Here is an 18229-nt window from a genome sequence, read left to right on the forward strand (position 1 = left end):
GTCCAAATGCCCTGGTGACGAGATCGGCGGTGAGCGATTGTGGAGTGAGCACGGAGGTGGAAAGAATGGTCAAGCGCTGGCTGGTCATCGAGTCCGAGCACGAGAACGTGCGGATGCCGTTCGCTACTCGCGTTGCCGGGGCGGGCCGGCATCTACCCACGACACACCTCACCACCACGGATCTGATGTCGACCACCCGTCACTCGACTCACATCGACCTCGAGCGACTGACCGGGATTCGCGAGCGGCGGGTATCGGTGGGGGACGAGGACTCCTACACACTGGCGATCTCGGCGGCACTGGATTGTCTGGAACGAGCGAGCCGCGACGCCGGGTCGATCGATGTGGTGGTCAGTTGCAGCATCACCAAGTTTCACGGTGGTCTCACGCAATGGCTCGAACCCACCATGAGTAGTGCTGTGGCCCAAGCGATCGGCGCGGAGACGGCAATGACGTTCGATCTGTCGAATGCGTGCGCCGGGATGTTGACGGGTGTCACGGTGATGAACAACTGGATCCGCCAGGGAATCATCGAACGCGCGCTGGTGGTCAGTGGTGAGTACATTTCGCAGCTCGGACAGAATGCTGCCCAGCACATCCGGAACATCATGAGCAAGGAACTCGCCTCCCTGACGCTCGGCGACGCCGGGGCCGCGCTGCTCCTCGAACGCGCTCCCGCGGGATCGGGCGGTATCGACCTTGCCGGCTTCACCACTGTCGCCGATTACAGTCGGCTCTGCCTCGCCTACCCGAAGGGCGACGATCCCGGAGCCCGGATGTTCACGAATTCGAGGGGCATCCAGCGGGCGGCCATCGCGGACACCCCGTTGTTGTTGCACGAGGTGCTCGACGTCGCGGGAATCTCCCTGCACGATGTCGACCACGTGATCACGCATCAGACCTCGGCGCGAGCGATCCGCAAAGGGATGGCAGAAGTGACTGCCACTCTCGGCGATTCCCCGCGGCACGACGCCGTCATCACCGTCGACCGTTACGGAAACACGGCGTCGACGACCCACACCGTCGCACTCATCGAGGAACTCGAAGCCGGACGCATACGACCGGGTGAAACCGTGGCATTGATCGCGCTCGCATCGGGTTTGGAGATCGGCGTCGTTCTGTTGACTCTGGACGAGGAATTGGTGGCACGCTATGGGCACAGTCATTGATCGGCTCGACGTCGCCCGAGGCGGCTGGCGTACTCGTCACAGCGCATTGCATCTCGCGGTGTCGGCTGCCCAAACCTGCCTCGAGCGCGCGGGACGGAGCGCTGCTGACCTGGACTTGCTTGTCAATGTCGGGTTGTACCGCGACAGGAATCTGGGAGAGCCGGCACTCGCGGCACTCATTCAGGAAGACATCGGAGCTCACCCGGAAGACCCACACGACGACACGCACGGGACCTTCTCGTTCGATGTCGCAAACGGATCCTGCGGGGCCCTCACCGGTCTCCAGATCGTCGACGGCTTCCTGCGAGCCCGCACGATCGACTGGGCGCTGGTCGTTGCCAGCGACGCCGACCCCGGACGTGGGATGAGCGAGCACTTCCCCTTCGCAGCCACGGGTGGGGCGATCCTCTGCCGCTGGACCGACGACGAATTCGGCCTCGGGCCCGTCCAATGGGTGAACCTCCCCGATGCCGGTGAAAGCTTCAGCGCCACCGTGGGACTCGAAGACTCCAAGAACGTACTTCGATTCCGGGAGTCGGAGTCGATGGACGAGCGATTCGCGAGTGCCGGAGCGCAGGTAGCGCGGGAATGCCTGAAGAAATCCGCCCTCGAACTCGACGACGTCGACCTGATCGCGGTCGCACCCGCCCGGCGGAAGTTCCGCACGGCAATCGCGGAACGTTTGGGCGTCTCGGTATCGCGGATCATGGTCGCAGATGACGAACGGATGCACACCGCATCGCTGGTGGCAGCGCTGGACCGTCGGACCGGTGGTATCCCTGCAGGCAATCGAGTCCTGATCATCGCCGCCGGGGCAGGAATCACCGCTGGCGCGGCGCTGTACAGCGAACATCCCTGAACCCGCACGACGACGGTTCATCCGTCACCGGCGCCGGGACGACGGACCATTCCTCTACCCGACCCGCGGTGGTACACGCGCCGGGTAAAGGGAGTCGTTCGTCAGCCGGCCGCGCCGTGTCCCACCCTCTGCATCGCAGCCACGGGCACCGTTCGAGGCATGTCACCTTCGCCGATCAGTTCACCGTTCGCCCACAGAGACACGTGCCCACCACTGCCCGGTTTGGGTTCGTCGCCCTCGAACAGCATCTTGACGGAAACGTCACCGGTCGGAAGCTTCTGCTCGGACGTCTGCTCCGCCGATGAAGTCGGCGTTTGGCGACGATGACGCCCTCTGCGCCGTCATCGGGTATGTGCACGTTCGCCTCGTTGGCGTAGGGCGTCCAGCGTCGGAGCCCCGCCGAGCATTTGCTCGACAGGGAGCCGGCTGGTGGTGGGGAGCGCGACGATCACCATACCCGTACCGGAGGTGAGCCTCGCCGATCTCGGCCTTCAATTCGCTCTTGACCCGGTGGGACGCGAACATGCCCGCCAGGGCACCGGCACCGGCTCCGACCGCTGCCGCGGCCGACATGGAGCGAACAATCCCACTGCGAGGCCGACGTCCGCGCCACCAGTCGGCACCTTTGCGGCCCAGATGGTCGCCGGTGTCGACCACCGCGACGTTCCCGTCGGAGTCCTCTGCTATCAGGACCGCGCCCCGAAGCCTGAACTGCCGGGAGCGTACCTGAGCCGCGGGTGCATCGAAGTCCTGACAGGCACGGCCGAGTTCTTGGTAGCCGGCAACGAGGACCAGGGCATCACCTGCATCCATGGTGGTTCTCCGTCCCCGATGTCGCCGTTCCTATGAGCGATCTGATTCGAGCTCGTCCGGCCACGGACGCTGCGACAAGTATCACAGGGCCCCAATCTCGGGGACACGTGGCGGCACTCTCGAGATTGTCGACGACGTCGGCAGGAGAGTCGGCAGAAAGTGCACTAGGGCAATGTGTGTCGGGCATGCACGCGTTCGCACGGACGTTCTCCTCCGAATAGGTGCGGTGTGGTTGTCGCGTCAGCCCGGGCGTGCGGCGTCGGTACCGCCGGCCGATGCCAGGACGGCGATCGTGAGGAGCATCTTCCGGCTCATGACGAAGCCGATGGGCTCTATCAGCAGCGGTCCGAAGAACAGCCGGCTGACCAGGCCTGGGCCGTAGGTGCTACAGCCCCGCTCGATCAACCGGGTGCGCCCGGACTGGTCGCGGCGGAGATGAAAAGCCCAGATCGAGGCGTTGCCGGTGCGCGGGTCGCGGGCATGGAGAACGAGGCGGGTATTCGGTTCGACCGACGCGACCGTCAGCGGGGGCGCCTTCGGGTGCAGCCGCACCCCGTCGCCGACGCTCAGGTTCTGGTAATCACCGAGCACCTTCTCGGTGTTGCGCACGCGGCATCCGATGAGATTCTCCAGACCGACATAACTGTAGAAGCCGCCGCGGCCCTGACCCAGCTGAACGATCCAGGGCCACACCATGTCCGGGGAAGCCTCGATCGTAACGGCGTGGGTGTAGCGCCATCGCGGATGCGCGATCAGCTCGTCTCCCGGCAGTGCCACCGCAGCTTCCGCCGCGGTGGCACCCCACGTGGTACGACGCCGGCGTAGCGGTTTCGTCAGGATCACGTGCAGCGCAATCAACACCGCGCCGCCGAGGGACTGCCGGATGACCCGCGCACGCGTCACCGCCGTGACATGCCCGTGCTCGCTCGCCGTGCGGACCAGAATTCTCATTTCGCGGCTCCGTTCGGTCGAGGTAGATCCATCATCGGGTCGCCGTCCAGAGCTCGACAGGGTATTTCGACACCCGTGCGGACCGGCGGTGACTTTGGACCCTGTGCGGTCCGCGGACGACGGTGTTCGCTGGATCATGACGACGAGGAGACCTCATGAACGTGCAACATGCGGCGGTCGAACACCGTTGGGTCGAGCCGATCGATCAACTCCGATTGTCGGACGCGCCCTCGGTAGGAGGTAAGGCGGCCAATCTCGGTGAGCTGACGCACGCGCTCTATCCGGTTCCCCCTGGATTCGCGGTCACCGCGGAAGGCTATCTGGAGGCGATGGACGAAGCAGGAGTGCGCGATTCGCTTCGGGAACACGGGTTGCCGCCCGCCGGAGCCGACGACAAGGCCCTGACCGCGGCGTCGCGCGATTTGCGGTCGACCGTGCTCGGCGTACCGATGCCCGCTGCGTTGCGCGAGGCAATTCTCGGTGCGTATCGCGAGCTCGGCGCCGGGGATCCGAGGGTCGCGGTTCGCTCATCCGCTCCGGCCGAAGACGCAGCCGATACGTCGTTCGCCGGTATCCACGACAGCTTCGTCGGCGTATCCGGTGACGACGCGCTCATCGAGGCGATCGGCAAATGCTGGGCGTCGCTGTGGTCCGAGCGCGCGCTCACCTATCGCAGTGTCCAGGGCGTGAGCGACGAACCGTCGATCGCGGTAGTCGTCCAGTTGATGGTCGACGCCGACCAGTCGGGCGTGGTCTTCACCGCGGATCCCAGAACAGGCGCACGCGACCGAATCGTTGTCGAAGCCGCGACCGGTCTTGGTGAGGTGGTGGTGGGAGGCCAGGTGGAGCCGGATACGTATGTGGTGGCGAAGTCGGGCTTCGCCGTGCTCGACGCCCACATCGGGTCACAGTCCTTCTCCATCACCGCGGATGCGGACGGGGAGCATTCGGTAGAGATTCCCGCCACGGCACGAGGGCGTCGCGTTCTCACCGACCAACAGCTCGAACGGCTCGCGCTGCTCGCCGTCGCTGTCGAAGACCACTATCACGTGCCCCAAGACCTCGAATTCGCGTTCGCCGCAGATCGGTTGTGGATCGTCCAGACGCGTCCCATCACAACGCTGGGGCAGCCCCGCACTCACACCGGGGAACCCCACGAATCGACGAGTAGGGCTCTCGTCCACGGGCTCGGCGCAGGCCCCGGAACCGCGACCGGCCGGGTCCGCGTACTGCGGTCGGTATCGGATGCTCATCGGTTGTCCGACGGGGAGATACTGGTCGCACCGATGACACGTCCCGATTGGCTTCCTGTGCTGCGGCGTGCGGCGGCGATCGTCACGGACGGCGGTGGGATCACCTGTCACGCCGCCATCGTCGGGCGTGAGCTGGGACGACCAGTGGTCGTCGGTACCCGGACCGCCACCAGCGACCTGGTGGAGGGTGCGGTCGTCACCGTCGACGGCGATGCAGGGGTTGTCTACGACGGTGCGGTATCGACGTCTGCACCGGACGCCTCGGATGACGGTGCCGCCGCCACCCCGAGCCCAGTATCTGCCCGGCCCGGCGGAGGGGTCGCACCGGAGGTGACGGCCACCTCCGTCTACGTCAATCTCGCCACACCGGACGCCGCCGAGCGGGTGGCCGCCTCCGACGTCGACGGGGTGGGGTTGCTGCGCGCCGAGTTCATGATCATGGACGCGCTGGGCGGGACGCACCCCGCGGCGATGATCGCGCAAGGACGCCGCGACGAGTACGTGGCCAAGATGGCCGCAGCAGTCGAGCGCATCGCCGCTGCCTTCGCCCCGCGCCCCGTCATCTACCGGGCGATCGATCTCCGCACCAACGAATTCGCCGACCTGTCCGGTGGCGACGTGGAGCCTCACGAAGACAACCCGATGATCGGCTACCGCGGCTGCTTCCGCTACGTGCGCGAACCCGAACTGTTCCGCCTCGACCTCGACGTGCTGTTCACCGTCCGGAAGCGCTACCCGAACGTGCATCTGATGATCCCGTTCGTCCGCACCCGGTGGGAGCTCGCGCAGTGCCTCGCCGACCTCGACACCCATCCTCTGGGCTCGGATCGCCGCATGCACCGATGGATTATGGCGGAGGTCCCCTCCGTCGCATACTGGATTCCGCAGTACGCCGCCCTCGGGATCGATGGGGTCTCCATCGGTACCAACGACCTCACCCAACTCGTGCTCGGAGTCGACCGCGATTCCGAGATCTGCCGCGATCTGTTCGACACAATGGACCCCGCCGTACTCGATGCCATCGACGTGATCATCGACCGTGCCACCCGTGCCGGTCTCACCACATCCCTGTGCGGGCAGGCCGTGTCGACCAATCCGGCGTTGGCGGAACATCTCGTACGCAAGGGCATCACCTCGGTGTCCGTGGCACCGGACGTCGCCGCTACCACCCGCCGCAACGTGTCGGCCGCCGAGCGCAGGATCCTGCTCGACCGAGCGAGATCGGATCTGCGCACATCCTCAGACGAGGGCCGTCGAGGAGCGCGATGAACGTACGTGGGCGACCCTGATCAACAGCGCCACCGGTTTCCACCTCGCGCGCGGGACTATCCGGCGACGGTTCCGGCCGCGGAACCGTCGGTGAGAAGCGCGAAGAATTGCTCGACATCGGCCCGTCGGCACAGAGCGGTCCCCGGTGTCAACAGCATGGCCGCTCCCGCCGCGATCCCGTACCGCACCGATTCGCTCAACGACCGACCGCACGCAAGACCACACACCACGCCCGCGACCATACTGTCGCCCGCACCGACCCCGCTGACGACGTCGACGTCGACCGTCGGGAAGTATTCGTCGTGGGCCCGGGTAACCAGCAGCGCACCTTCGGCGCCGAGCGAGAGGACGATGACCTCGCAGACCCCCCGATCGATGACGTCCCTTGCCGCGGCGACCTGGTCGTCGATCACCGACAATTCCCGACCGGTCCAATCCCGGAGTTCGCGGATGCTGGGTTTGACGAGAAAAACACCGCCCCGAAGTTGTCGCAGGGCCGGCCCGGAAGTGTCCACGATCACGCGCGCACCCAGGTCGACGACGAGATCCGCTGCGCGTTGGTAGAAGTCGGCGGGCACACCCGGCGGCAGACTCCCGCTCATCACGATGTAGTCAGCGTCCGACGCGACCTCGGTGACCAGGTCGAGACAGGCGATCTGCTCTCTCGCGGTCACTGCCGGTCCCGGGAGGACGAATCGGTACTGCAAACCCGTCTCGTTCTCGTTGATTGTCAGGCTTTCCCGTGTCGAGCCGCGAATCGTCAAACTCCGAATCTCGACGCCCTCGGTAACGACGAGGTCCTCGAGAGCTCGGCCCGTATGGCCGCCCGACGGAAACACCGCCGTCGCATCGGCGCCGAGAACGTGCAGTACCCGGGCCACGTTCAGTCCACCGCCGCCAGGATCGCGGCGAGGCGCGCCGCAGCGCACCTTGTCGGTAGGGATCACCCGGGTCGTGCTCGTGGTGATGTCCAGCGCGGGATTCATCGTCAACGTCACGATCGTGGGCATGGGCTCTCCTGTCGTCTGGCAAGCCGGACCGCTTTCGGTGAACGTGTGCTGTCACTGGTCATCTCGCCACCCTGAGGTGGAGTGCCACGCCAGTTCCGCCGTCTTCACGCCTTCCTCACAGGAGGTGTCCGTATCGACCGGCGTTGCCGATGTCCAGGCCGTGGTTCGCGCGGCCATCACGTCGTACACCGCGATGGTTGCGTCCGAGTCGCCGGGCGGGCGGCTGCCGATTCTCTCCACCGCCACGGCGCGGGGTGCTCTGCATTCGAGTTCGACGAGATCGCTGTGGGTGCGGGACGCGGCGAGGACGGCGCGTTGCCGAAACGCCGGTTGTGTCCACGACGCATCCAGAACGACCGATCTCCCCTCCGAGAGATGCTCGTGAGCGCGCCGCAGCATCTCGGTGTAGGTGCGATCAGTCATATTGCCGCTGTACAAGCCTTCGCCGAATCCGGATACCTGGCGGGATCGTGGATCGAGGCCGGCGAGTTCTTTTCGGACGCGGTCGCTGGAGATGACTGCGGATCCGGTGACTTCGGCCAGTCTGCGGGAGAGTGTCGACTTGCCGGTACCGGGCAGCCCGCCGACCATTGCCATTCGCACGGTGCCGACCCGCAGATGCCGCAACGCGAGATCACAGTGCCCCCGCGCATCGTCGCGGGCAGCACGAGATCCCTGGGTGTACCGCAGGCACGCTACCTTCGCGCGAACGAATGCCCGGTACGCGATGTAGTGATGCCGCAAAGACACCGCTGGCTCGTCGAGCACCTCGCTGCAGTAGCGATCGAGGAACCGTCCCGCCAGGTCTTCGCGCCCCAGGTACTCGAGGTCCATGGCCAGACATGCGGCGTCGTCGACGCCGTCGACGTGCCGTAGATGGTCGTCGAAGTCGAGACAGTCGAGAATACGCGGACCATCGGCGAGGCAGAAGATGTCGTCCGCCAGCAGGTCGCCGTGACCGTCGACGATCCGACGGTCATGAATGCGACTGTCGAACAGCTTCTTTCGACCGTTCAGGTATCTGTTCGCTCGTCGCTGAACCTCGTCGAGGTCCGCCGCAGGCAACACCCCGCACCCGTAGCTCGTCACCTCGGACACATTGGCCTGCCAACGGGCGGCAACCACGTCGGGTGCCGCGTCGCAATCGATCTCGTCACCCCGCTCGGCTCGGGCGTGGAATCGGGCGAGAACAGCGGCGATCGCATCCACCTCCGCGGTAGCATCGGCACCCCGGCAGACCAGGCGGGCCAGCCGTCGGTCCGACGGCATCCGGCGCATCTTCACGATCGATTCGTTCGGTCCACCGCACGGATCGGTCAATTCGGCGACGCCGAGATACACGTCAGGGCAGAGCCTTCGGTTCAGAGCGACCTCACGCTCACAGGCGGCCCGCCGCTGTTCGGCGGTACCGAAGTCGGCGAACGCCGTCCGGATCGGCTTCTTCGCCTTGAAGACGACCTCACCGACCATGACGACGTAGGCGGTGTGCGTCTCGGCGCCGTCGACGTCGGGTTCCTCACCGGACCGGCGCGGGCACCGCGCGCTAGTGGAGTCCGACATCGGACCGCGTCACATCATCATCGGCGGAACGGTGAGGCCCCGAACAGATGTCAGCGTGCGCTCCGCCGGCATCCAACTCGAGGTCGAGGTGAAGCGTGGTCCCATGCCGACGCAGCGCATGGGACCACCCCTGGTCTCGGAGCACCTCGAGCATCAGTGAGTTTTCCACCAGCACCTCAGCGGTCATGCGCCGGACGCCATGCGCCCGCGCGGCCTCGACGAGCCGATTCAGGAGCATCGTCCCGATTCCGTGCGACTGATACGGGTGCTTCACCACCAGAGCGAATTCGACCAGCGGGGAGTCGTTGTGCGCCTGATCGGACGGGCTCACGTAGTTCGCAACGCCCACCAGGATGCCGCCGATGAACGCGCCCAGCGCACAATGCCCGGGGTCCTGCCGGCACAGTGATTCGGCGAGATCCTCGAAATGCTTCGGACGGGCACCGAAGAACCTCATGTAAGCGTCGTGCTGATCCAGCTGCTCGTGCAGATCCTGCACAGCGGCACTATCGGTTGATTCGAGGTAGCGCACGAGAACGCTGTTTGTGACCGCGCGTGATCGAATGACATTCATCCCCGTCACCGTCCATCTCGTCGGAATGCCATTCAATCGCGAGTACGTCCCGGCATGTCAGAGCCTTTGGTCCTCGACTACGGTCCTTTGCCTCTATTGCAGGCTCGGGCGGGTCGCGATGCTGAGGACAGTGCGAATGCGCACACTTCGCATCGAAGGAACATCGCATCGCTATGACCACGACCAACGCTGACACGTACGACAACCCGATGCCGCACGCGCAACTTGCGGCGGTACGGCGGTTCGTCCTCGAGTTCGGGGCGAACTTCACCCGGGACGCGATTGTTCGCACGGTTGAGGGCACCATTGCGGATCATTCGGGAGGCTTCCCCGCCGGGGGTAGCAGTGCGATCGTCGAGCTCCACCCACCGACCGAAATGGATGATCCATGACAACGCCGTGGCAAGCTCCCCAATCGCAGGAATCCCGGTCCCAGGTGAGCAGACCGGTGCCCGCGGCCACCTGGCCTGTGGAGATCGAGATACACGAACACGACGCAGAGAAGTCCTGTTCACAGGCCACGGCACGGTTGCGCACTCGCGACAAAACCCTCGAAGGACACGGAGAAGCCGGTTGCCGCTCTCGGCACGCCGACACAGTGCAGGTCAGTCGCCAGCTGGCCGCAGCTCGTGCGCTGGCCGACCTGGCGCACCAGTTGTTCGAGCTGGCATCCACACAAGACGCGGCTGCGGTCGCACACCGGCGCACTCTCGGGCTCCCGACGCCGGACGTCGACTGTGATCAGCGGCCATGACGATCGTTCCCGCCACCAGCGGGGTGTCTCCGAACTTCACCGACTACGACGAGGAGCGCACACGGTTCTCGTGGTCGGGCATCGAGCGACAACTCGGCCCGGCCCCCGGTGGATGCAACATCGCGTATTACGCGGTCGACCGCCATGACAGCGGGCCACACCGCGACAAGGCCGCTTTCCGATTCGTCGGTCCGAACACCGACGCCGGCGAGCTGTCCACGACCGAGGTGACCTACGGGGAATTCGCACACCGTGCCCGCAAGTTCACCAACGTGCTGCGCAGACTGGGTGTCGTCAAGGGCGACCCCGTCTTCGTGTTCACCGGGCGCATCCCGGAGTTGTACGTCGGCATCCTCGGCGCCCTGCGCAACGGGAACGTCGTCTCGCCGTTGTTCTCCGCCTTCGGACCCGAACCGCTGGCCACGCGAATTCGGCTCGGCGGCGCCCAGGTCCTGATCACCACGGAGCAACTGTATCGACGCCGGGTGGGGAAGATCCGTGGAACGCTGCCCACCTTGCGTCACGTACTGCTGGTCGGCGATTCCGCTGCCATCTCCGACATTCCGGACACGCTCGATTTCCACCGCATGATGGAGGAAGCCGACGACGACAGCGACATCACGCCGACCTCCGCCGAGGACAGCGCCCTGCTGCACTTCACGAGCGGTACGACCGGAACCCCCAAGGGTGCCGTCCACGTCCACGGCGCCGTCGCCACTCACTACGCGACCGGACTGTACGCACTCGACCTGCACCCGCAGGACATCTTCTGGTGTACGGCCGACCCCGGCTGGGTCACCGGTACCTCCTACGGGGTGATCACGCCGCTACTGCACGCCGTGACATCGATCGTCGACGGCAACGACTTCGATGCCGAGCGGTGGTACCGCATCCTCGGCGAACAGGCCGTCACGGTGTGGTACACCGCACCGACCGCGATCCGCATGCTGATGAAGTCCGGTCCGGAACTGGCGCACAAATTCTCCTACCCAGACCTGCGGTTCATCGCCAGCGTCGGCGAGCCCCTCAACCCCGATGCCGTGCTCTGGGGGCGGGACGTACTCGGACGGGCCATCCACGACAACTGGTGGCAGACCGAAACGGGCGGCATCATGATTGCCAATACACCCGGTTTCGACATCAAACCCGGTTCGATGGGCCGCCCACTTCCCGGTATCGACGCCTCCATCATGCGACGCACGGAGGAGGGCGGCACCGAAGTCGTCGACGAACCGGACGTGGAGGGGGAACTCGCGCTACGGCGAGGCTGGCCGTCGATGTTCCGGGGCTATCTCGACAACGACGAACGGTACCGGCGTTGCTTCGTCGGCGACTGGTACCTCACCGGCGACCTGGCCAGACGCGACGCCGACGGATACTACTGGTTCGTCGGTCGCGCCGACGACGTGATCAAGTCGGCCGGTCATCTCATCGGCCCCTTCGAAGTGGAAAACGCCCTTACCGAGCATCCCGCGGTCGCCGAGGCCGGAGTGATCGGCAAACCGGATCCCACGGTGGGGGCCGTGGTCAAGGCATTCGTGGCGGTGAACAAGGGATGGGACGCCGACGACACCCTGCGCAGAGAACTTCTCGGTTACGCCCGCAAGAAGCTCGGGGCCGCGGTCGCCCCCAAAGAGATCGAATTCGTCGATGTCCTCCCACACACGCGGAGCGGAAAGATCATGCGCAGGCTTCTGAAAGCCCGCGAACTCGGTCTGCCGGAGGGCGACACATCAACTTTGGAGGTGGGCGGATGACTGCCCCGGACTTTCCCTACGACAAGACTTTCGCCCTCGAACTGCTGACGGACATGCTCCGAATCCGGCGATTCGAGGAAAAGGCGGCAGAACTATACGGCGCCCGGAAGATCCGCGGATTCCTGCATCTGTATGTGGGGGAGGAAGCGGTCGCGGTCGGGGCCCTGCATGCATTGACACCGGGCGACGCCGTCGTCGCCACCTACCGCGAACACGGCCACGCGCTGGTGCACGGAGTCTCCATGAACTCGATCATGGCCGAAATGTTCGGCAAACGAGAAGGATGTTCGAGGGGCAGGGGCGGATCGATGCACCTGTTCGATGCCGCCACCCGATTCTACGGGGGCAATGCGATCGTGGCCGGTGGACTCCCTCTCGCCGCGGGCTTGGCCTTGGCCGACAAGATGCAGGGTAAGCGCCGAGTGACGGCCTGCTTTTTCGGCGAAGGCGCGATGGCCGAGGGCGCCTTCCACGAAACCATGAATCTCGCATCGCTGTGGCAGCTGCCGGTGCTGTTCTGCTGTGAGAACAACCTCTACGCCATGGGGACAGCCTTGTCTCGCTCGGAATCGCAAACCGATCTGTGCGTCAAAGCCGCGTCGTTCGACGTCCCCACACTCAAAGCGGATGGGATGGACGTGATCGCCACCCTGCACGCGGCGCGCTCCGGCGCCGCCCACGTCCGTACCAGCGGCGGCCCCTTCTTCATCGAATTCCAGACCTACCGCTTCCGCGCCCATTCGATGTTCGACCCGGAACTGTATCGCGACAAGGCCGAAGTGGAGTCGTGGAAGGAACGGGGGCCGATCCACACCTTCTCCGCACGGCTCAAATCGCTCCACCTGCTGACGGAGGAGGAGTTCCTCCGTATCGACGCCCGCGTCATGTCGGAGGTCGACGCCGCCGTGGCCTTCGCCGAGGCCGGTACCTGGGAGGCCCCCGGGGATCTGTTGCGCGACGTACTCACGCCGGCACGAGCAGAGGAGGCGTCGTGAAGATCACCTACCGAGATGCGATGCGGGAAGCAATCCGTGAAGCAATGCACTCGGATCCCCGGGTGTTCCTCATGGGAGAGGACGTGGGACGTTACGGCGGCACATACGCGGTGTCCAAAGGACTCCTCGACGAATTCGGGGACGAGAGAATCCGCGACACCCCGCTGTCGGAGCTGGGTTTCGTCGGAGTGGGGATCGGCGCGGCCGTGGGTGGGATGCGTCCGATCATCGAGGTGATGACCGTCAACTTCAGCCTCCTCGCCCTCGATCAGATCGTGAACACCGCAGCCTCACTCAGACACATGTCCGGCGGCCAGTTCTCCGTCCCGGTGGTGGTACGGATGGCGACCGGGGCCGGGAGGCAACTTGCCGCACAGCATTCGCACAGCCTCGAGAACTGGTACGCACACATCCCCGGAATTCGGGTCTTGGCGCCCGCGACTGTGGCAGACGCACGCGGAATGCTCCAACCCGCACTCGCCGACCCCGATCCGGTGATCATCTTCGAACACACCCAGCTGTACAACTCGTCGGAAGACCTCGAGAGTCCGGTTCCCGTAAATATCGACTCGGCAGCAGTGCGCCGGACAGGAACACATATCAGCCTCATCACCTACGGCGGTTCGCTGCCCAAGGTGTTCGCCGCCGCAGACGTCCTGGCCGAGAAAGGCATCGATGCCGAGGTGATCGACCTCCGGGTGCTACGCCCCCTCGACACCACTACGATCGCTGCGTCGATCCGGAAGACACATCGGGCTGTGGTAGTCGACGAGGGCTGGCGCACTGGGAGTCTCGCGGCGGAAATCATGTCGCAGATCATCGAACGCGAGTTCTACGAGCTCGACGCGCCACCTCGCCGCGTGTGCAGCGCCGAGGTCCCGGTGCCCTACGCCAAGCATCTCGAATACGCGACCCTTCCACAGGTCGAGACCATTGTGTCCACGGCATGGAATGTGATCGGCGACCGATAGGAACGAGGCAGATTCATGTTTGACTTCACTCTGCCGTCGCTGGGCGCCGACATGGACGAGGGAACGTTGACGGACTGGTTGGTCAAACCCGGGGACGAGGTCGAGCGCGGCCAGGCAATAGCGACAGTCGATACTGTGAAAGCGGCCGTGGACGTCGAGATTTGGCAGAGCGGCACTGTTCACCGCCTTCTTGTCGAGCCCGGCACGACCGTGTCGGTCGGAACCGCGCTGGCGACCCTGCTGAGTCCCGGAGAAACAGCACCGACGCCGACGCGACCGTCCACGGAGCCGGAAACCGCCGCCACCCCCGCGGAGGAACCGGCACCACGACGGAAGGTCTCGCCCAGAGCGCGCAGGGAAGCGGAAAGAGCCGGGATCGATCTCGCCGGTGTCACCGGGACCGGCGCTGACGCTGCGATCACACTCGACGACGTTCAGCGCACAGCAGCTCACACCGGTGAGCGCGGACCGGCCGAGACCAAGGCCCGCGACATGCGTCACGCGATAGCCGCGTCCATGAGCCGGTCCAAACGGGACATTCCGCACTACTACCTGACGGAGGAGATTCCGCTCGGGGCGGCGACGATGTGGCTCCGAGCGGAGAACGCCGCCCGCCCGATCACCGAACGAGTACTCCTCGCGGCCCTGCAGATCAAGGCGGTGGCTCTCGCAGCGCGGGAGTACCCGGACCTCAACGGGTTCTGGCGGGACGGCGAGTTCACACCCGCGCCCGACGTGCACGTCGGGGTGGCGATCTCGCTGCGAGACGGAGGCCTGGTCGCCCCCGCAATCCACGACACCGCCGACAAGCCCCTCCCACTGCTGATGGCCGAACTCGGGGATCTGGTGACCCGCGCCCGCGCCGGCTCCCTTCGCAGCTCCGAGATGTCCGATCCGACGCTGACCGTGACGAACCTCGGGGAACGAGGAGCCACGTCGGTCCTCGGTGTGATCTATCCACCTCAGGTGGCCTTGGTGGGCTTCGGGAGGCCCAGCGACCGCCCCTGGGTGGTCGACGGGGAACTGCAGATCGCCACGGTCGTGACGGCCACCCTCGCCGCGGACCACCGTGCCAGCGACGGAACACGCGGCGCACGGTTCCTGACCAGAATCAGCGAGCTGCTCCAACAACCGGACCAGTGGTGAGGACACGAGATGAACGGCGACACGATCGAATCGAGAGCCCTCCGTGCATTACAGGACATCGCACCCGAGACCGAGGACGAGGACCTGTCCCCGGGTGTGCCGTTGCGCGATCAGGTCGATCTGGATTCGATGGACTGGCTGAACTTCCTCGTGCGCCTGCACGCCGTGTTCGGCGTCGACATCCCGGAAGCTGATTACGCGACACTGGTGACGATGGATGACATCGTCAACTACATTGCCTCGCATACCGACACCTGATCGACGACCCGACTACGGTGCGACCTCCGTCCGCGCGGTCCGTCGCCGCCACCACCGCCACACTTCGTCACATCCCCAGACGATGACAGGTAACGGAACGAGCCACAGCACCTGATGTCCCTGCGGAGTCACCGTTCCGAAGATCTGCCGAAGCAGCGGTACCGTGACGACCAGCGCGGCGAAACACACCTCGAAGGCGATCCCCCACAGCAACAACGGATTGGACGCGACCCCCACCTGGGCGAGCGACGAGTGTTCGGTGCGCGAAGCGAACGCCGTGCCGATCTGACAGGCGACGATACCGAGGAAGCTCATCGTCGTGGCCGACTGCCAGGTATTGTGCAGGCTTCCCGCACCCACATCTGCACCGAAATACCAGCCGCCCTCGACGAGCGTCGCGAAGAAGAGCGCCATCACCAGCACCGCCGACACACCCCCCAGAAGCCCCCACGACCGGGCGAGGATGGACCTGTCGACCACGTTCTGGCCGGGCTCGCGCGGGCGTCTGTCCATCAGACCCGGTTCGGCCTTCTCCCGGCCCAACGCCAGAGCCGGCAACGTCTCGGTACCGAGGTCGATCGCGAGAATCTGCATCACGGTGAGAGGAAGAGGAACCTGGCCGCCGGAGAGCGCGTAGACGAGAAACGGCACCACTTCCGGGGTCGCATGCGCGAAGATGTAAACGATGAATTTGCGAACATTGTCGTACACCCTCCGCCCCGCCTCGACGGCGCTGACGATGGTCGCGAAATTGTCATCGGTCAGGACCATCGTCGCCGCCTCCCGCGCGACATCCGTGCCCGACTTCCCCATGGCCACACCGATATCCGAACGACGAAGGGCAGGTGCATCGTTCACCCCGTCGCCCGTCATCGCGACGATGTGACCGCTGTCACGCAGAGCGTCCGTGATCCGCAACTTCGCCTCGGGTGAACTGCGGGCGAAGATGAGTTCAGTGTCGGTGGCCAGCAATCTGTCGAGATCGGGTTCGGGCATCTTCTCGAGTTCTGCGCCGGTGACGACCCGCAGTCCCGCCTGCCCGATGCCCACGCTCTGTGCGATCCCGCGCGCGGTCAGACCATGATCACCGGTGACGACGATGATCCGTATCCCAGCCGAGTGGCACCGGTCCACGGCCGCGGCAGCCTCCGGACGCGGGGGATCGAGCAACGCAGCGATTCCCAGCAGGGTGAGATCGCTCTCCACCTCGTCCCGAGCAGGCGCAGGGTGGATGATGGCGTCGACTTCCCGCTCGGCGACGGCGAGCAGACGCAGACCCTCTCGAGCCCAGTCGCGCACCACGGTCTCGATGGATTCGCGTGCGGTGCTGGTCAAGACCGCGTCCACACCGGTCGGACCGGCAATGTGGGTGCACCTGTCTAGGATCTCTTCGGGTGCCCCCTTGGTGTGGACGTGCAGCACATCGCCGACACGGTCGACGGTGGACATCCGGCGCAGCTCCGGATCGAAATGGAACTGCAATACCCGAGCTCCGTCCACGGCCCCTGGTGTGGCCCCCAACGCCTCCGCGGCGTGCATCAACGCCACTTCCGTGGGATCCCCGATCTCGGCACCGGTGTTCGGGGTCCCCGCACTGCACGAGGCGACGATGGTTCGGGCGGCCCGGCTTGCCGCAGAGCCCGGCGACGCGACAGGGAGGGAGCCGTCGAAGGACACGACACCGTCAGGGGTCCACATCCGGATGGTACTCATCCGGTTCATGGTCAAGGTGCCGGTTTTGTCGGTGCAGATGACGCTGGTGGATCCGAGCGTTTCCACCGCCGAGATCCGTTTCACCAAGGCGCCCTGTCGGGCGAGAGTGCGCACGCCCACCGCGAGGGCCAAGGTGATCGTGGGCAGAAGCCCCTCCGGCACATTGGCGACCAGAAGTCCGATCGCGAAGTTGATCGAATCGTCGAGTGAGAGCCCCGCCATCAGCGTCCCCAGGGGGATGAACGCCAAACCCATCGCTACCGCGACCGCCGCGATCAGCCATGCCACACGTTTGACCTGTTTCTCGAGAGGGCTTTCCTCATGCCCTCCACGTTGCGCAAGGGCGGCTATTCTTCCGATTTCGGTGTGCATCCCGGTCGCGAACACCACTGCGGTGGCTTCGCCGCCGACGACGTTGGTCCCGCTGAAGACGATGTCCCGAGCCTCGATCAACGGTCCCGACGTCGACCCGGTGTCGAACCGTATGAGAACGGGAACGGACTCCCCGGTCAGGGTCGACAGATCGACTTCGACCGATCCCGACAGCAGCCGCGCATCGGCGGACACCCGGTCGCCTTCGGTCAGGTAAATCACGTCGCCCGGCACAAGCGACCGGGCATCGACCGTCACCCTCGCTCCCTGACGTTCGACCCGTGCCCGGGTCGGGAGAAACGCCGACAACGCCTCGACAGCCTGCTCGGCGTGTCGTTCCTGCACGAACGCGAAGCCGGCGTTGATCACGATCACGATGACGATCGCGACGCTCAGCGGCGCCGCACCGCTGATCCCCGCGAGCACGGCGGCCAGCCACAGGAGCAGCGCGAGCGGGTGCGTCAACTGCCGAAGCAACTGTCGAGGCCATTCGCGGCCGCGGTGCCGAACCAGTTCGTTGGGCCCGTACACGAGAGTTCGCCGCTCGGCCTCCCTCCCCGACAGGCCATCCCGTCTCGTGCGGAGATCGCGCAACAGCCGGTCGGTCGACTCCTGGGGGTCGACCGACTCGTCCGGTCTCACAGTCTTTGTCGCCGTCACCGTTCTCCTGTCGTCGGGCCGTTCCGGAACGGATGACTCAGGACGGGAACCGACGCGGTTCCTCTCCGACGGTGCGCCACCGATCGTCGCGGTGAAAGGGACCTTGGTCCTCTCTTGCCGCCGCACCCTCCCAAATCGAGGGCCG

At 65.5% G+C, this 18229-nt stretch carries 15 protein-coding genes; 10 read left to right on the forward strand and 5 right to left on the reverse strand.

The window, feature by feature from the left end; translation table 11 throughout:
* Positions 1–65: 65 nt before the first annotated feature.
* Both ACFTWF_RS31005 and ACFTWF_RS31010 read left to right on the forward strand, forming a co-directional pair.
* Positions 66–1169, forward strand: a complete 1104-nt coding sequence (locus tag ACFTWF_RS31005) for a 3-oxoacyl-ACP synthase III family protein (protein ID WP_378464934.1) — start codon at positions 66–68, stop codon at positions 1167–1169.
* Positions 1153–2028, forward strand: a complete 876-nt coding sequence (locus tag ACFTWF_RS31010) for a 3-oxoacyl-[acyl-carrier-protein] synthase III C-terminal domain-containing protein (protein WP_378464935.1) — start codon at positions 1153–1155, stop codon at positions 2026–2028. Before ACFTWF_RS31005 ends, ACFTWF_RS31010 begins: the two co-directional genes overlap by 17 nt.
* 1053 nt (positions 2029–3081) lie before the next feature.
* On the opposite strand, the gene ACFTWF_RS31015 is transcribed toward ACFTWF_RS31010, so the two are convergent.
* Positions 3082–3744, reverse strand: a complete 663-nt coding sequence (locus ACFTWF_RS31015; protein WP_378464984.1) for a hypothetical protein — start codon at positions 3742–3744, stop codon at positions 3082–3084.
* Between the two features lie 203 nt (positions 3745–3947).
* Between ACFTWF_RS31015 and ppsA the strand changes: the two genes are divergently transcribed.
* Positions 3948–6314 carry a phosphoenolpyruvate synthase gene (gene ppsA / locus ACFTWF_RS31020; protein WP_378464936.1) on the forward strand — a complete coding sequence of 789 codons (2367 nt, stop codon included), beginning with the start codon at positions 3948–3950 and terminating at the stop codon, positions 6312–6314.
* Positions 6315–6370: 56 nt separating this feature from the next.
* Here the strand turns inward: ppsA and ACFTWF_RS31025 are convergent, their stop codons facing one another.
* The 3 genes from ACFTWF_RS31025 to ACFTWF_RS31035 are packed head-to-tail and all read right to left on the reverse strand — an operon-like array spanning position 6371 to position 9458.
* Positions 6371–7324 carry a 1-phosphofructokinase family hexose kinase gene (locus ACFTWF_RS31025; protein ID WP_378464937.1) on the reverse strand — a complete coding sequence of 318 codons (954 nt, stop codon included), beginning with the start codon at positions 7322–7324 and terminating at the stop codon, positions 6371–6373.
* 51 nt (positions 7325–7375) lie between these two features.
* Positions 7376–8884 carry an AAA family ATPase gene (locus ACFTWF_RS31030; RefSeq protein ID WP_378464938.1) on the reverse strand — a complete coding sequence of 503 codons (1509 nt, stop codon included), beginning with the start codon at positions 8882–8884 and terminating at the stop codon, positions 7376–7378.
* Complete coding sequence (locus tag ACFTWF_RS31035; RefSeq protein WP_378464939.1) at positions 8868–9458, reverse strand: GNAT family N-acetyltransferase; 591 nt, start codon at positions 9456–9458, stop codon at positions 8868–8870. Before ACFTWF_RS31035 ends, ACFTWF_RS31030 begins: the two co-directional genes overlap by 17 nt.
* Positions 9459–9631: 173 nt before the next feature.
* On the opposite strand from ACFTWF_RS31035, the gene ACFTWF_RS31040 reads away from it, so the two are divergent.
* Genes ACFTWF_RS31040 through ACFTWF_RS31070 form a run of 7 tightly spaced genes read left to right on the forward strand, consistent with a single transcriptional unit; the run spans position 9632 to position 15339 of the window.
* Positions 9632–9850 carry a hypothetical protein gene (locus ACFTWF_RS31040; RefSeq protein WP_378464940.1) on the forward strand — a complete coding sequence of 73 codons (219 nt, stop codon included), beginning with the start codon at positions 9632–9634 and terminating at the stop codon, positions 9848–9850.
* Entirely contained in the window at positions 9847–10212 is a 366-nt protein-coding gene (locus ACFTWF_RS31045; protein ID WP_378464941.1) for a dsRBD fold-containing protein, read from the forward strand. The genes ACFTWF_RS31040 and ACFTWF_RS31045 overlap by 4 nt, the downstream gene beginning before the upstream one ends.
* Positions 10209–11969, forward strand: coding sequence for an acetate--CoA ligase (gene acsA, locus ACFTWF_RS31050; RefSeq protein ID WP_378464942.1), 1761 nt, complete (start codon positions 10209–10211; stop codon positions 11967–11969). The genes ACFTWF_RS31045 and acsA overlap by 4 nt, the downstream gene beginning before the upstream one ends.
* Positions 11966–12964, forward strand: a complete 999-nt coding sequence (gene pdhA, locus ACFTWF_RS31055) for a pyruvate dehydrogenase (acetyl-transferring) E1 component subunit alpha (RefSeq protein ID WP_378464943.1) — start codon at positions 11966–11968, stop codon at positions 12962–12964. The genes acsA and pdhA overlap by 4 nt, the downstream gene beginning before the upstream one ends.
* Positions 12961–13935, forward strand: a complete 975-nt coding sequence (locus ACFTWF_RS31060) for an alpha-ketoacid dehydrogenase subunit beta (protein WP_378464944.1) — start codon at positions 12961–12963, stop codon at positions 13933–13935. Before pdhA ends, ACFTWF_RS31060 begins: the two co-directional genes overlap by 4 nt.
* Positions 13936–13950: 15 nt before the next feature.
* The gene (locus tag ACFTWF_RS31065; RefSeq protein WP_378464945.1) at positions 13951–15081 is read left to right on the forward strand and encodes a dihydrolipoamide acetyltransferase family protein; all 1131 of its coding nucleotides are present in this window, start codon (positions 13951–13953) and stop codon (positions 15079–15081) included.
* A gap of 9 nt (positions 15082–15090) precedes the next feature.
* Positions 15091–15339 (forward strand): acyl carrier protein, encoded by a 249-nt coding sequence (locus ACFTWF_RS31070; protein WP_378464946.1) that lies wholly within the window; start codon positions 15091–15093, stop codon positions 15337–15339.
* Positions 15340–15351: 12 nt separating this feature from the next.
* Here ACFTWF_RS31070 and ACFTWF_RS31075 read toward each other — a convergent pair whose 3' ends face one another.
* Complete coding sequence (locus ACFTWF_RS31075) at positions 15352–18084, reverse strand: cation-translocating P-type ATPase (RefSeq protein WP_378464947.1); 2733 nt, start codon at positions 18082–18084, stop codon at positions 15352–15354.
* Positions 18085–18229: the final 145 nt, after the last annotated feature.

The organism is Rhodococcus sp. NPDC056960 (assembly GCF_042674125.1).
Classification (GTDB): Bacteria; Actinomycetota; Actinomycetes; order Mycobacteriales; family Mycobacteriaceae; genus Rhodococcus_F.